The organism is Caulobacter sp. (assembly GCF_035254145.1).
GTDB lineage: Bacteria > Pseudomonadota > Alphaproteobacteria > Caulobacterales > Caulobacteraceae > Caulobacter.
This window is the reverse complement of the sequence record NZ_DATFAV010000121.1, coordinates 43,211-56,593: the sequence shown is the minus strand read 5'-3', so window position 1 is coordinate 56,593 and position 13,383 is coordinate 43,211. Positions and strand designations below refer to the sequence as shown.

Below are 13,383 nucleotides of genomic sequence, written 5' to 3'. Positions count from 1 at the left end.
CGGCCCCTGGGAAATGGTCCTCGGCCTCGAGGTGCACGCCCAGGTCGCCAGCAAGTCCAAGCTCTTTTCCGGCGCCGCCGTCGGTTTCGGCGCGGGTCCGAACGAGCAGGTCAGCCTCGTGGACGCGGCCATGCCGGGCATGCTGCCGGTGCTGAACCGGTTCTGCGTCGAGCAGGCCGTGAAGACGGGCCTCGGCCTCAAGGCCCAGATCAACCTGAAGAGCCGCTTCGATCGGAAGAACTATTTCTATCCGGATCTGCCGCAGGGCTATCAGATCAGCCAGTTCGACCAGCCGATCGTCGGCGAGGGCGTCGTCAGCGTCGAGCGCGACGACGGCACGACCTTCGACGTGCGCATCGAACGCCTGCACCTGGAGCAGGACGCGGGCAAGTCGCTGCACGACCAGGATCCGAACGCGACCTATGTCGACCTGAACCGGGCGGGCACGGCGCTGATGGAGATCGTCTCCAAGCCGGACATGCGCACCTCGGAAGAAGCGGCCGCCTACGTCAAGAAGCTGCGGACGATCCTCGTCTATCTGGGCACCTGCGACGGCGACATGGAGAAGGGCAATCTGCGCGCCGACGTGAACGTCTCGGTCTGCCGTCCGGGCGACTACGAGAAGTTCCGCGCCACGGGCGACTTCAGCCACCTGGGCACGCGCTGCGAGATCAAGAACGTCAACTCGTATCGCTACATCCAGCAGGCGATCGAGTACGAGGCCCGCCGCCAGATCGAGATCCTGGAAGACGGCGGCAAGATCGACCAGGAGACCCGCCTGTTCGACCCGAACAAGGGCGAGACCCGTTCGATGCGCAGCAAGGAAGAGGCGCACGACTACCGCTATTTCCCCGATCCGGACCTGCTGCCGCTGGTGCTGGACCCCGCCTGGGTGAAGCAGATCGAGGGGACGCTGCCCGAGCTGCCGGACGCCAAGAAGGCGCGCCTGCAGAGCCAGTACGGCCTTTCGGCCTATGACGCCGGCGTGCTGATCATCGACGCCGACCGCGCCGACTACTTCGAAGCCGCCGCGAAAGGGCGCGACGCCAAGCTGGTGGCCAACTGGGTCACCAACGAACTGCTGGCCAAGCTGTCGGCGGCCGGAACGTCGTTCACGGACTCGCCGCTGCCGTCGTCGGACATCGCCCAGCTGGTCGAACTGATCGAGAACGGCACCATCTCGTCGAAGATCGCCAAGGAGGTCTTCGAGCACATGTGGAACGGCGAGGGCCGTCCCGCCGAGATCGTCGAGAAGCGCGGCCTGGTGCAGATCAACGACACCGGCGCGATCGAGAAGGCCATCGACGACCTGATCGCCGGCAACCCGGACAAGGCCGAGGCGGTGAAGGACAAGCCGCAGGCTCTGGGCTGGTTCGTCGGCCAGGTCATGAAGGCCACCGGCGGCAAGGCAAATCCGGCCACGGTCAACGAGCTGCTCCGCAAGAAGCTCGGCGTCGAATAGGCGTTTTGGCTATCCAGAAATGACGAGGGCCCGCGGCGAAAACCGCGGGCCCTTCTTCGTTGATGCGAACTTTTTCTTATTGAGGCTGGCTGGGAGCGGCCGGGTCTTCGGCGTGGCTCTTGTGCTTCTTGGCCTTCTTGGCGGCCTTGTCGTTCGCGCTCGGGGCCGTTTGCTCTTCGGTCGCCGGGGCGGTGGCCGAGGTCGGGCTGCCGGCGCTGGTGGCGCTGTCGGCGGGGGCCGAGGTCGCGTCCGTCGGGGTTTGCATGCTCGGCTCGGCGGTGTTGGCCGGCGGGACCGATGTCGTCGGCGCGGGCGTCGTCGACATCGGCGACGGATTGGCCGGCGAGGTTTGCGGCAGCGTCGATTGGGCGAAGGCCGAACCGGCATAGGCGGTGGCGGCCAAGGCGAGGGCGGCGGTGGTGATGCGCAGGGTCGTCATCGTTTCAGGACCATTGTTTCGGCAGCGTCGGACTGTGACGCGCCGCTGACGCTGACCCGTCAATGCGGTCGAAATGACTTCGCAATCGGGCGCTTGCGCCCCATACGCGGCAGGGTTGAGGCGCATGTGGCCGCAAAACGGCGTCCCAGGCACAGTCCAGGACACCGTTCGCGGAGATCAAGCGCAGTTCAGGTCTAGCGGTTGGCGATCACCTCGAAGATCAAACCGCTGGCGATGGCCGCCAGGACGTAGTCGTTGCCGGTGCGATACCAATAATAGCCGCGAGGCGGCGGGCGCAGGTGATAGCGATAGTAATCGTGCACGACATAGCCGCGGTCGCGATAGTAGCTGGGCAGATAGGCGCCGCGTCGCCAGGCGTTGTAGCCGGGACGGAAGCCAGGGCGGCCGTAATAGGCGCTCGGCGGCGGACCGTACGACCAGCGATTGTTGTAATAATAGCCGTTGTGGCGGTCACGATCCCAGCGGTCGCCGCGGTCCCACCCGTTGTGGCGGCCGTTGTCCCAATGGCCGCGGTCGCGGTCACGATCCCAATCGCGATCGCGATGGTCCCAGCGCCCTCGGTCCTGGGCCGCGGCTTCGGTCGCCGACAGGACCATCGGGCCAGCCACGGAGGCCACGGCGGCGATGGTGAGCAGCAGACGCTTCATTCGTCTTCTCCTTTGGTCGGGCGGCCGTGCGGGACCGCCGAGAAACTTCCCTCGACCTTCGAAACGCATGATCCTGGCTCGCGACTGAACCGGGTCTGAACGGGAATCGCAGGATTTCCCCGGGGAAGCCTTGGCGGCCGCGCGGGCCGCGACCATGTTCGGAGCCGATGAGAACAAGAGGGAGGGGAGGCCGATGAGCCATCCGATCGAACTGCACTATTGGCCCACGCCCAATGGCTGGAAGGTCTCCATCGCCCTCGAGGAGATGGGCCTGCCCTACGAGATGATCCCGGTGAACATCGGAACGGGCGAGCAGTTCAAACCCGAGTTCCTGGCCATCAGCCCCAATAACCGGATGCCCGCCATCGTCGATCCCGATGGGCCCGACGGTCAGCCGATCTCGATCTTCGAGTCCGGCGCGATCCTGCAATACCTGGCCCGCAAGACCGGCCGCTTCTACGGCGAAACCGAGCGCGACCGCGTCGAGATCGACCAGTGGGTGATGTGGCAGATGGCGGGTCTCGGGCCCATGGCTGGCCAGACCCATCACTTCCGCCAATACGCCCCGGCGATCATCGCCGATCAGCGCCAGATCGCCTATGGCGTGGCCCGCTACACCAACGAGACCCATCGGCTGTACGGCGTGCTCGACAAGCGCCTCGACGGGCGGGACTTCATCTGCGGCCAATTGTCCATCGCCGACTTCATGGCGTGGCCGTGGGTCGTTCCCTGGAAAAATCAGGGCATCATCCTGGAAGAGTTCCCCAATCTGAGGACCTGGTTTGAGCGCGTGGGCGCTCGCGAGGCGGTTCAAAAAGGTTTCAAGTTGGGCGCCGAATTGCGCTCCGGAGGGCTCCAGGCTTCAGGAAAAGCCGCGGAAGAGGCTCGAAAAGTGCTCTTCGGCCAGAGGGCGCGTTAAGGCTGCGTATACTCATGTTGACGGGCAGTAATAAGCTTGAACGTCGAGTATACATTTCGTCGCATTCATGATGGTCGGGCGGTTAACTATATGTTCAGCCGCACTGGACTTCTCTCCTAACAGGCTCTGATCCGACAGAACGACGGGGCGAGCCTGAGAGAGGAGATGAGCCATGATGTTGATGAACGAACCGCCGGCCGTCGTCGCCACGCTGCCCTTGCCGAACGTCGAGTCCACCGGAGACGAACTGTTCCGGATGGGTCTGCTGTATTCGACCGGCCAAGGCGGCGCGCCGCTGGACTATGTTTCGGCCCACATGCTGTTCAACCTAGCCGCCATGCGCGGCTCGGTCGAGGCTAAGCTCTATCGCAAGGAGCTGTCTCAGGAGATGGCCAGCGAAGACGTCGCCGAGGCCCAGCGCCAAGCCCGCGAGTGGCTCGCCCACGGCTGATCCGGTCTTCCGGTTTGTCCGATCTGATTGGAGCAATCAGATCGGAAAGGGGCTTTAGCGCACCGCTGACCGGTCCCCCATCAGGCAGGGGACGGTCATCAGGATGATGTAGAGATCCAGCCAGAAAGACTGGCGCTCGATATATTCGACGTCGAGCGCCACGCGACGACGCACACAGTCCGGCGTGTCGACGGGTCCGCGCGAGCCCTTGATCGCGGCCCAGCCCGTCAGGCCCGGCTTCATCCGGTGGCGGTGAGCATACTGAGCGACCAGCTTGGCCGACTCCACCCCGGCGGTCTTCATGCCGATGGCGTGCGGACGGGGGCCCACGATCGACATCTCGCCGCGCAGGACATTGAACAGCTGAGGCAATTCGTCGAGGCTGGTCTTGCGGATGAACCTTCCGACCCGGGTGACGCGGTCGTCGTCGGCGCTGATCTGGCGAGACGCGCTGGCGTCGGCCATCTCGTGACGCATCGAGCGGAACTTCCAGACCAGAATCTCTTCGTTGTTGAAGCCGTGGCGGCGCTGGCGGAAGAAGATGGGGCCGGGGCTGTCCAGCTTCACGGCCACGGCGATGGCCAGCATGACCGGACTGGCGACGATCAGGCCGAAGACGGCCACGCACAGATCCTGCGCGCGCTTCAACAAGGCCCGCCCGCGGAAGAGGACGCCCGAGCCCGTCAGGGGATGCTCCGCGCCGGCCGCGATGCGCGCCAGGGCCGCGTCATCCTCGTCCGGACCGCCGACGTCGATGAACAGGCTCAGGGGATTGGGCAGAACGCCCAGCTTGTCGACCAGCTGGCCCACGCGCGCCTCGGCGGCGGAGGGGATGGCGATCACCACCCCGTCGACGCAAGGCATGATCCGGTGGTTCACGAGCGCGTTGGTGTCGCCCAGCAAGGGCACGCCCAGGATGTTCTCCGGCGCGCGCTGAAGACGGTCGTCGAACAGGCCCAGCACATTGGCCTCGCCGGTGCGCATGGCCGCCTCGATCAGCCGTTGGGCGTTGGCGGTGGCCCCGACCACGACGATGTTGGGCGTCAGAAGCCCCTGGCGTCGGCCATGGGCGATGATTTTCCACCAGGTCGCGTGCAGCGCGGCCACGAAGGCGCTGGCGCCGAGCAGGGTCGAGCCCGACACGACGTCGATCGGCCGGGAGACCATCGACCCCAGGAACGCCGCAAGGGCCGCGATGACCAGCGCCTGGCCGACGATGACCAGGTGGCGCGAGAGGCCCTGTTTGCGGGGAAAGGCATAGGCGCCCAGGGCCCGCAAGGCGATGAGCGCGGCCATGGCCCAGAGCGCTCCGCTCAGGGGCGACCGCTCCAGCGTCACCGCGACCGCGACGATCGCCGCGGCAGTGATGTCGATGACGCGAAACGTCCGCGCCAGCCAACGCGCGTCCAACCGAGACCGGGACGGCACAAGCCGGCCTGGGCGGAACGGACCTCGCCGCCGGCGTCCGGCGGACGCTTCGATGTCTGTCGCGGCGCGCCCCGGCGTATCCCCGGAGGCGGTGAATGCGGCGGCGGACATGGGCGTGGCGTTGGGCTCTGGGACGGGGCGCATGGTGCTCGACGCTGAGAAAACAGCGTTCAACTTAGCGGCGCCTCCTGAGTGCGACGTTAACACGCATATTTTCCTCATTGACGCCGTTGTCATGTCGCAGGGAACACGCTATCGAACCGCTCCCTCTCAGGAGGAGACGTGGCCGAGAGGCTGAAGGCACCGCTTTGCTAAAGCGGCATACCTCAAAAGGGTATCGAGGGTTCGAATCCCTCCGTCTCCGCCATTCTCTTATATTTTTAGCGACTTAGAAGAATATCGGCGCAATCCGCGCGGCCAGGCGGGCGCAGTTTGGTCTGACGGTTTTCGAAAACGCGCGCCATGGCGGCGCGAGTCGCCGATCCGGCCGCGCCTGTTGGAAATGACCTCGCGGACGGATCGCGATTTCAGCGCCGGAGCTGCTTCTGGTCCTCGTGCAGGTCCAGCAGCGCCTGCATCAACTCTTCATCGTCGCTGGACATGACACCCAGCACCTCGGCTTCGTCGCAGCCCTCGGCGGCCAGATAGGCATGGCCCATGCTGGAGTCGATATAGATCGACTGGCCTTCCTCCAGCACCACCGGGTCGTAGAATTCGGTCGTGACAACGATCCGGCCCTTCAGGACGAAGATGTACTCCTCGCCGGCGTGCCGCACGAGATCGCCAAACTGCTGGGCGCTCTTGGCGCGAATCTTGGTGATCACCGGGATCATCCGTTTCCCGCGCAGTTCGGTGTGCAGGTAGTAATAATCGTAGTTCGGCGTTTCGACCCGGACGGCTCGCTCGACATCGCCCAGGCTGCGTCGGGCGGTGACCGCTTGGGGCGGGCTGGCCGCATCCTCGGCGAACAGCTCCGACATGCGCATGCCCAGGCGTTGAGCCAACTGCTGCAGCTTGTCGTAGGTCAGGGTGAGCCGGTCGTGCTCGACCTTCGAGAGCGTCGAGACCGGGATGCCGCTCTTCTCGCTCATTTGCTTGAGCGTCAGGCCCTCACGATCCCTCAATCCACGCAGCAGGGTTCCAAGCGTGTGGGCATTGGCAGGCACGCGCCGCGACTCCTCGACAGTTGACGAATTTTCTAATCAGGATAGCAATTGTCCCAATTAGGATAGTTGTCTCCCAATTTATCGGCTGAGCCGTGCGGGAGCAATCCTGCCGTCGGGCGAGGGGAGACAAGACATGCAAGCGTTCAAGGGAGCCGCTGTCGCGGTGTTCGCGCTGCTGGCGGGGCTGGGGTCGACCCAGGCGCAGACCCGACAGGAAACGGCGCCGCCGCCGGCCGCCAAGGCGGCGAGGCCATCCGTGGTCACCGCTCCGGCGTCGCCGCCTGTGGCTCCGGCCCTGACCAAGGCCGATGTCGACCTCTGGCTGGACGGCTATATGCCCTACGCCTTGCGAACGGGCGACATACCGGGCGCGGTGGTCACGGTGGTCAAGGACGGCCAGATCCTGACGACGCGCGGCTTCGGCTACGCCGATCGCGACAAGAAAACGCCGGTCGATCCCTACAAGACCCTGTTCCGGCCGGGCTCGATCTCGAAACTGTTCACCTGGACGGCGGTGATGCAGCAGGTCGAGGCCGGCAAGATCGACCTGGACGCCGACGTCAACCGCTACCTCGACTTCAAGATCCCGCCGCGCAACGGCAAGCCCGTCACCACGCGGCAGCTGATGACCCATACCGCCGGCTTCGAGGAGGTGGTCAAGGCGCTGATCTATTACGACAAGCCCGAGCCGGCGCTCGGCGATTACCTGAAGAACCACGTGCCCAAGCGGATCTTTGATCCGGGCGTGACGCCGGCCTATTCGAACTACGGCACCGCCCTGGCCGCCTACATCGTCGAGCGCGTGTCGGGCGAGCCGTTCAACGCCTATCTCGAGCGCCATGTGATGGGGCCGCTGAAGATGGCCGACACAACGTTCCGGCAGCCGCTGCCCGCGAGCCTGGCAGGGCATGACGCCACCGGTTACGACAAACCCGGCAAACCTTCGAAGGGCTTCGAGATCGTCGGCCCGGCCCCCGCCGGCGCGGCCTCGTCGACCGGCGCCGACATGGGCCGCTTCATGATCGCCCACCTGCAAGGCGGTGAGCTGGACGGCCAGCGCATCCTGTCGCCCGAGACGGCGCGCATGATGCACGACAGCCCCGTGGACAAGGTGGACCCGCGCTCGCTGATCGGTTCGCTGGACCGCATGGAGCTGGGCTTCTTCCAGACCTCGATCAACGGCCGCAACGTCATTGGCCACCTGGGCGACACCGAGGGCTTCCACTCCTCGCTGCACCTCTTCATGAACGACGGCGTCGGGCTTTACCTGTCGCTCAACAGCGGCGGGCGCGAGGGGGCGGCGGGCGTGCTGCGCACGGCCCTGTTCCGCGACTTCTCGGACCGTTACTTGCCCGCCACGAGCGCGCTGGCCGATGGCCGGGTCGACGCCAAGACCGCCGCCGAGCACGCCAAGGCCATGGCCGGGACCTGGGTCGTCAGCCGTCGCGCCGACAGCACCTTCCTGGCGCTGTTCTATGCGCTGGGACAGACCAAGGTCGCGGTCGGGCCGAAGGGCGAGCTGATCGTGCCCAGCCTGCTGGGTCCCAACGGCCGCCCCAAGGATTGGATCGAGATCGCGCCCTACGTCTGGCGCGAGGTCGGCGGGCACGATCGCCTGGCCGCCCAGGTGGTGAACGGCAAGCCCGTCCGCTGGAGCTGGGATTTCGGCTCGCCCTTCATGGTCTTCGATCGCGCTCCGGCCGGGCAGGACGCCGCCTGGCTGCTGCCGGCGGTCGTGGCCAGTCTGCTGGTCCTGATCCTGACCTTCTTCTACTGGCCGGTCGTTGCCCTGGTGCGCCGCCGCTACAAGGCCGCGCCCGACATCTCGGGCAAGGCGCTGACCGCTTCGCGGGCCGCCCGCGCCGGGGCGGGGCTGTTGCTGGCTCTGATAGTCGGCTGGGGTGTGGGCATCGCCAAACTGACTTCGAGCCCGGCCGCCATGGCCGGCGGCATGGACGGCGTCCTGATGCTGCTGCAGGGCCTGACCTGGGTGGCGCTGGCCCTCGCCGTGCTCACCGCCGGCTGGAACCTGTGGCTGACCTGGACCGATGGCCGCGGCTGGGCGCGCAAGCTGTGGAGCGTGCTGATCCTGCTGGCCTCGCTCCTGCTGCTCTATGTGGCCGCGACCTTCCACCTGCTGGCGATGTCGGTGCACTACTGATGGCCCGGCTGACTCTTGATATCGCCAGCGAGACGCTACGGCTGGCTCAGCCCTTCCGGATCGCCGGCCACGTTTTCGACACGTCCGCGATCATCGTGGTGACCTTGTCGGAAGGCCGGGCTAGGGGGCGGGGCGAGGCGTCCGGCGTCTTTTTCCTGGGCGAGACCGTCGACGGCATGCGGGCCCAGATCGAGGCGGTGCGCGCCGCGATCGAGGCTTGGCCAACGCGCGAGGCGCTACGCTTCATTCTGCCGCCCGGCGGAGCCCGAAACGCCGTCGACTGCGCGCTCTGGGAACTGGAGGCCGCCGTGACCGGCCAGCCGGTTTGGCGACTGGCGGGGCTGGACGCGCCCCGGCCGCTGCGCACGACCTTCACGCTCGGCGCCGATACGCCCGAGGCGATGGCCAGGGGGGCGATCGACTACGGCCAGGCCCGGTCGATCAAGATCAAGCTGACCGGCGATCTGGCGCTTGACCAGCAGCGGGTGAGGGCCATCCGCGCCGCGCGCCCCGACGCCTGGCTGGGCGTCGACGGCAATCAGGGCTTCGTCCGCGCCGACCTCGATCCGCTGGTCGAGACCCTCGTCGAGCAGCGGGTGTTGCTGCTCGAGCAACCGCTGGCGCGCGGCTGCGAGCACGAACTGGAAGGTTTCGACAGCCCGATCCCGATCGCCGCCGACGAAAGCGCGGTGTCCTTGCCGGACGTCGCGGCCGCGGTGGGGCGCTTCCAGGTCATCAACATCAAGCTCGACAAGTGCGGCGGTCTCACCGAGGGCCTGCTGATGGCCGCCAAGGCGCGCCGGCTTGGCCTGGGGGTCATGGTCGGCACCATGGTCGGCACCAGCCTCGCCACCGGGCCGGGTTTTGTGCTGGGGCAGATCTGCGACCTCGTCGATCTCGACGGGCCGACCTTCCTAGCCAAGGACCGCTCACCGAGCGTCGTCTATCGCGACGGGACGGTCTGGGCGGGCGAGGACGTTTGGGGCGCGCCGGCCTCGGCGGCCGCCGCATGAGCCAGGCGGCCGCCGAGGCGCGGCCCTGGTTCGGTCAGCCGCGCGGCCTGACCGTCCTTCTCCTGACGAACATGTGGGAGCAGTTCTCCTACTTCGGCATGCGGGCGTTGCTGGTCTACTACATGACCAAGCACCTGCTGATCGCCCAGGGGACGGCGTCCCTGATCTACGGGACCTACACGGCTTGCGCCTATTTCACGCCGATCATCGGCGGGGTGATCGCCGATCGGCTGCTCGGCAAACGCCGGGCCATCATCATCGGCGCCAGCGTCATGGCCGCCGGTCACTTCATGATGAGCTTCGAGCCGCTCCTCTATGTCGCCCTGGCCACCATCGCCTTGGGCAACGGCCTGTTCCTGCCGACCCTGCCCAGCCAGATCAACGATCTCTACGCGCAGGACGACCCCCGACGCGGCTGGGCCTACAACGTCTATTATCTGGGGATCAACATCGGCGGCTTCCTGGCCCCGCTGCTCTGCGGAACGCTGGGCGAGCTGTTCGGCTGGCACGTCGGCTTCGCGGTGGCGGGCGTGGGCATGCTGGCCGGCCTGCTGATCTACCTGTGGGGCCAGCGCTACCTGCCGGCAGAGCAGCGAAAGGTCGACGTCGTCACCGAGACTTCCGGCGGCGCGCGCGGGCGCATGGCGCTGTCGACGGTGCTTGTCCTGGCGGGCGTCGCCCTGTCGGTCACCGTCTTCCGCGGCGCCTATGAGCAGGCCGGCAACACGGTGGCCCTGTGGGCCGATGTCGGGGTGGATCGGGCGTTCGGATCCTGGACCGTGCCGATGACCTGGTTCCAGTCGCTCAATCCGCTGCTGGTCATGGCGATGACGCCGATGCTGCTGGCCGGTTGGAAGCGGCGGGCGGACGCTGGACGAGGAGCCTCGCCAGCGCAGAGGATGGCGACGGGGGCGCTGATCGTCGCCGGCTCCTATCTGATGCTGTCCGCCGTCGACGCCCTGACGGGCGGCAAGGCCCACTGGCTTTGGCTGGTGGCGTTCTTCGGCGTCTATACGTTCGGCGAGCTCTTCATTCTGCCGACGGGCCTGGGCCTCTTCGCGCGTCTGGCGCCGCCAGGGTTCGGAGCGACGACCGTGGCGGCGTGGTACCTGACCATCTTCGCCGGAAGCCTCAGCGCGGGCCTGGTCGGGACACTGTGGAGCGGGATGCCGCACGCCCTCTACTTCGCGCTGCTGGCCGGTCTGGCGCTGACGGCGGCGATCCTCCTGCGCCTGATCGATCCCTGGGCGCGTCGCGCCGAAGCGGGCGCGCCGTCCGCCTAGTCGCACAATAGTCGTTGACAATTCTCTGATTGGGATAACATTGTCCTGTTCAGGATTAAATTTGCGTAATGGGCGGGGTGAGCGGCAAGCGGCGGACCCGATGTCAGCCAGTTTCGCGAAGCCGCCGATCTTCAACGAGGGGAATGGGGATGAAGCTCAATCGAACGACCCTGCTGATCTCCAGCGCCATCGGCGCGCTGCTGGCTCGGTCGCCGGCCTTCGCGGGGGAGGACGACGGACCCCGGCCGAATGTCTCGACCGTGGAGGAGATCGTCGTCACCGCTCAGAAGCGCGAGCAGACGCTGATCGACATTCCGCAGGCGATCTCGGTGGTGTCGGGGGGCACGCTGGAGACCCAGCAGGCGACGAGCTTCAGCGACTACCTCAAGCTCGTGCCCGGCCTGCAGCTCAGCCAGGCGACGCCGGGGCAGGGGCGCCTGGTCATGCGTGGCGTCAACACAGGCGGGGTGGCCTCGACGGTCGCGGTCTATATGGACGAAACCCCGTTCGGCTCGAGCAGCGCCCTGGTCAACGGCGCGGTTCTGGCGGGCGACTTCGACACCTTCGATGTCGCGCGCATCGAAGTGCTGCGTGGTCCGCAAGGCACGCTGTATGGCGCCAGCTCCATGGGCGGGCTGTTGAAGTTCGTGACCAACACGCCGGACTTCGGCGGTTACGCCGCCCGGGGGCGCATCTCGGTCGAGGACACCAAGGGCGGCGACCTGTCGTACCGGACCACGGCGATGGTCAACATCCCACTGAGCCAAACGGTGGCCCTGCGCGCGTCGGGCTTCTACCGTAAGGACGGCGGCTTCATCGACTCGATCGGGACCAGCGGCTCCGACGTCGAGAACGACATCAACGACGCCAAGGTCTATGGCGGCCGCGCCTCGCTTCTGTTCAAGCCGAACGACGCCTTCGACCTGCGGCTGACGGCGATGCTGCAGGACATCAAGGCCGACGGCCCGACCGAGGTCGAGAGCGATCCGGACACCCTGAAGACCCTGTACGGGCGGCCGACCTTGTCGCAGTACGTCCCGACGGTCTCGGACGTCGCCTACCGTGTCTATAACGGCGTGCTGAACTACGACCTGGGTTTCGCCACGCTGACGGCGTCCAGCAGCTACACCAAGCAGAACCAGACCAAGCGCGACGACGCGACGTTCAACCTCAGCGGCCTGATCGAGGCGGTGTTTGGCGCTCCGAACGATCTCTATCTGGGCCAGAAGACCAATAACCGGAAATATACGCAGGAACTGCGCCTAGCCTCGAACGCCGGCGCGCCGTTCGAATGGCTGGTCGGCGGCTACTTCACCGACGAGAAGGGCCTGGTTCACCAGGAGTACATCGCCGTCACGCCTGGCTCCCTGACGCAGCTCACCGGCCTGCCGCTGCTGGCCGACCTTGATCTGAACTCGCGCTACAAGGAATACGCCGGGTTCGCCAACGCGACCCTGCATCTGGGCGAGCGGATCGATGTCGATGTCGGCGGCCGCTACAGCCACAACAAGCAGACCGCCAGCCAGGCGGCGTCTGGCGTGCTGGCCGGCGGCGTGCCGGTCAACAGCAACCTGAAATCCTCGGACAACGTCTTCACCTATTCGCTGGCCCCGAAGTTCAAATTCGACGAGCACCGCTCGATCTATGGCCGCGTCGCCAAGGGCTATCGCCCAGGCGGCCCCAACGTCATTCCGCCTGGCGCTCCGGCCGGCACCCCATCCAGCTTCGCGCCCGACAAGGTCACCAGCTACGAGGCCGGCTTCAAGGGCGAGAGCGCCGATCACCGCCTGAGCCTGGATGTCGCGGCCTATCACATCGACTGGAAGGGCATTCAGCTGCTGACCGTCGTCAACAACTTCGGCATCAACGCCAACGGGGCTGACGCGACGAGCGACGGGATCGAGTTCAACGCCAGCGCCCGCCTGGCCAAGGGCCTGACCCTGTCGGCCAACGGCGCCTATACAAACGCCAAGCTGGACGGCGACACCAGCGACCTGGTCGGCGGCAAGAAGGGCGACCAACTGCCGTTCACGCCCAAGCTCAGCCTTGGCTTCAACGGCGACTACAGCTGGTCCATCGGCGATCACCAGGCCTATGTCGGCGCCTCGCTGCGGGTGATGGGCAAGCAGAGCGGAAGCTTCGACGCCGACTACCGCGCCGCGCACGGCCAGCAGCGCAAGCTGTCGTCCTACGAGGTGGTCGACCTGCGGGCTGGGATCACTGTCGGCAGGGTCGACATCGAGGCCTACGTCAAGAACCTGACCGACGCCGACGGCAAGACCTCGACCTCCTCGACGACGGCCAATGGGCTGCCGATCTACCCGGGCGGAGCGATCGGCACGGGCATGATCCGGCCGCGCACCATCGGCGTCAGCCTGACGGCCGGCTTCTGA

Annotated in this window: 11 protein-coding genes and 1 tRNA gene; 8 read left to right on the top strand and 4 right to left on the bottom strand. The window is 66.5% G+C overall.

Annotation, left to right across the window (positions count from 1 at the left end; genetic code table 11):
- On the top strand, positions 1-1,462 hold a 1,462-nt coding region (gene gatB / locus VJ655_RS07145; RefSeq protein ID WP_414646956.1), incomplete at its 5' end, for an Asp-tRNA(Asn)/Glu-tRNA(Gln) amidotransferase subunit GatB.
- A gap of 76 nt (positions 1,463-1,538) precedes the next feature.
- Here gatB and VJ655_RS07140 read toward each other — a convergent pair.
- Both VJ655_RS07140 and VJ655_RS07135 read right to left on the bottom strand, forming a co-directional pair.
- A complete protein-coding gene (locus tag VJ655_RS07140; protein WP_324110372.1) occupies positions 1,539-1,901 on the bottom strand; it encodes a proteophosphoglycan 5 in 363 nt (120 codons plus the stop codon).
- A gap of 194 nt (positions 1,902-2,095) precedes the next feature.
- On the bottom strand, positions 2,096-2,569 hold the full coding sequence (locus VJ655_RS07135; protein WP_324110371.1) for an RcnB family protein: 474 nt from the start codon (positions 2,567-2,569) through the stop codon (positions 2,096-2,098).
- Between the two features lie 193 nt (positions 2,570-2,762).
- Here VJ655_RS07135 and VJ655_RS07130 point away from each other — a divergent pair, with 193 nt between their 5' ends.
- Both VJ655_RS07130 and VJ655_RS07125 read left to right on the top strand, forming a co-directional pair.
- Positions 2,763-3,488, top strand: a complete 726-nt coding sequence (locus VJ655_RS07130) for a glutathione S-transferase N-terminal domain-containing protein (RefSeq protein ID WP_324110370.1) — start codon at positions 2,763-2,765, stop codon at positions 3,486-3,488.
- 172 nt (positions 3,489-3,660) lie between these two features.
- Entirely contained in the window at positions 3,661-3,939 is a 279-nt protein-coding gene (locus VJ655_RS07125) for a sel1 repeat family protein (RefSeq protein WP_324110369.1), read from the top strand.
- 54 nt (positions 3,940-3,993) lie between these two features.
- Here the strand turns inward: VJ655_RS07125 and VJ655_RS07120 are convergent, their stop codons facing one another.
- Complete coding sequence (locus tag VJ655_RS07120; RefSeq protein ID WP_324110368.1) at positions 3,994-5,478, bottom strand: exopolysaccharide biosynthesis polyprenyl glycosylphosphotransferase; 1,485 nt, start codon at positions 5,476-5,478, stop codon at positions 3,994-3,996.
- A 165-nt stretch (positions 5,479-5,643) separates the two neighbouring features.
- Between VJ655_RS07120 and VJ655_RS07115 the strand changes: the two genes are divergently transcribed.
- A tRNA-Ser gene (locus VJ655_RS07115) sits at positions 5,644-5,734 on the top strand.
- Between the two features lie 160 nt (positions 5,735-5,894).
- Here VJ655_RS07115 and VJ655_RS07110 read toward each other — a convergent pair.
- Positions 5,895-6,533 (bottom strand): XRE family transcriptional regulator, encoded by a 639-nt coding sequence (locus VJ655_RS07110; protein ID WP_324110367.1) that lies wholly within the window; start codon positions 6,531-6,533, stop codon positions 5,895-5,897.
- Between the two features lie 133 nt (positions 6,534-6,666).
- On the opposite strand from VJ655_RS07110, the gene VJ655_RS07105 reads away from it, so the two are divergent.
- From VJ655_RS07105 to VJ655_RS07090, 4 genes are all read left to right on the top strand, one after another.
- A complete protein-coding gene (locus tag VJ655_RS07105) occupies positions 6,667-8,694 on the top strand; it encodes a serine hydrolase domain-containing protein (RefSeq protein WP_324110366.1) in 2,028 nt (675 codons plus the stop codon).
- On the top strand, positions 8,694-9,707 hold the full coding sequence (locus tag VJ655_RS07100) for a dipeptide epimerase (RefSeq protein ID WP_324110365.1): 1,014 nt from the start codon (positions 8,694-8,696) through the stop codon (positions 9,705-9,707). Before VJ655_RS07105 ends, VJ655_RS07100 begins: the two co-directional genes overlap by 1 nt.
- Entirely contained in the window at positions 9,704-10,990 is a 1,287-nt protein-coding gene (locus VJ655_RS07095; RefSeq protein ID WP_324110364.1) for a peptide MFS transporter, read from the top strand. Before VJ655_RS07100 ends, VJ655_RS07095 begins: the two co-directional genes overlap by 4 nt.
- A gap of 149 nt (positions 10,991-11,139) precedes the next feature.
- Entirely contained in the window at positions 11,140-13,383 is a 2,244-nt protein-coding gene (locus tag VJ655_RS07090) for a TonB-dependent receptor (protein WP_324110363.1), read from the top strand.

Coding starts and splice junctions, on each gene's coding strand:
- VJ655_RS07090 (WP_324110363.1), top strand. CDS start 11,140: ATGAAGCTCAATCGAACGACCCTGCTGATCTCCAGCGCCATCGGCGCG.
- VJ655_RS07100 (WP_324110365.1), top strand. CDS start 8,694: ATGGCCCGGCTGACTCTTGATATCGCCAGCGAGACGCTACGGCTGGCT.
- VJ655_RS07095 (WP_324110364.1), top strand. CDS start 9,704: ATGAGCCAGGCGGCCGCCGAGGCGCGGCCCTGGTTCGGTCAGCCGCGC.
- VJ655_RS07135 (WP_324110371.1), bottom strand. CDS start 2,569: ATGAAGCGTCTGCTGCTCACCATCGCCGCCGTGGCCTCCGTGGCTGGC.
- VJ655_RS07125 (WP_324110369.1), top strand. CDS start 3,661: ATGATGTTGATGAACGAACCGCCGGCCGTCGTCGCCACGCTGCCCTTG.
- VJ655_RS07130 (WP_324110370.1), top strand. CDS start 2,763: ATGAGCCATCCGATCGAACTGCACTATTGGCCCACGCCCAATGGCTGG.
- VJ655_RS07120 (WP_324110368.1), bottom strand. CDS start 5,478: ATGTCCGCCGCCGCATTCACCGCCTCCGGGGATACGCCGGGGCGCGCC.
- VJ655_RS07140 (WP_324110372.1), bottom strand. CDS start 1,901: ATGACGACCCTGCGCATCACCACCGCCGCCCTCGCCTTGGCCGCCACC.
- VJ655_RS07105 (WP_324110366.1), top strand. CDS start 6,667: ATGCAAGCGTTCAAGGGAGCCGCTGTCGCGGTGTTCGCGCTGCTGGCG.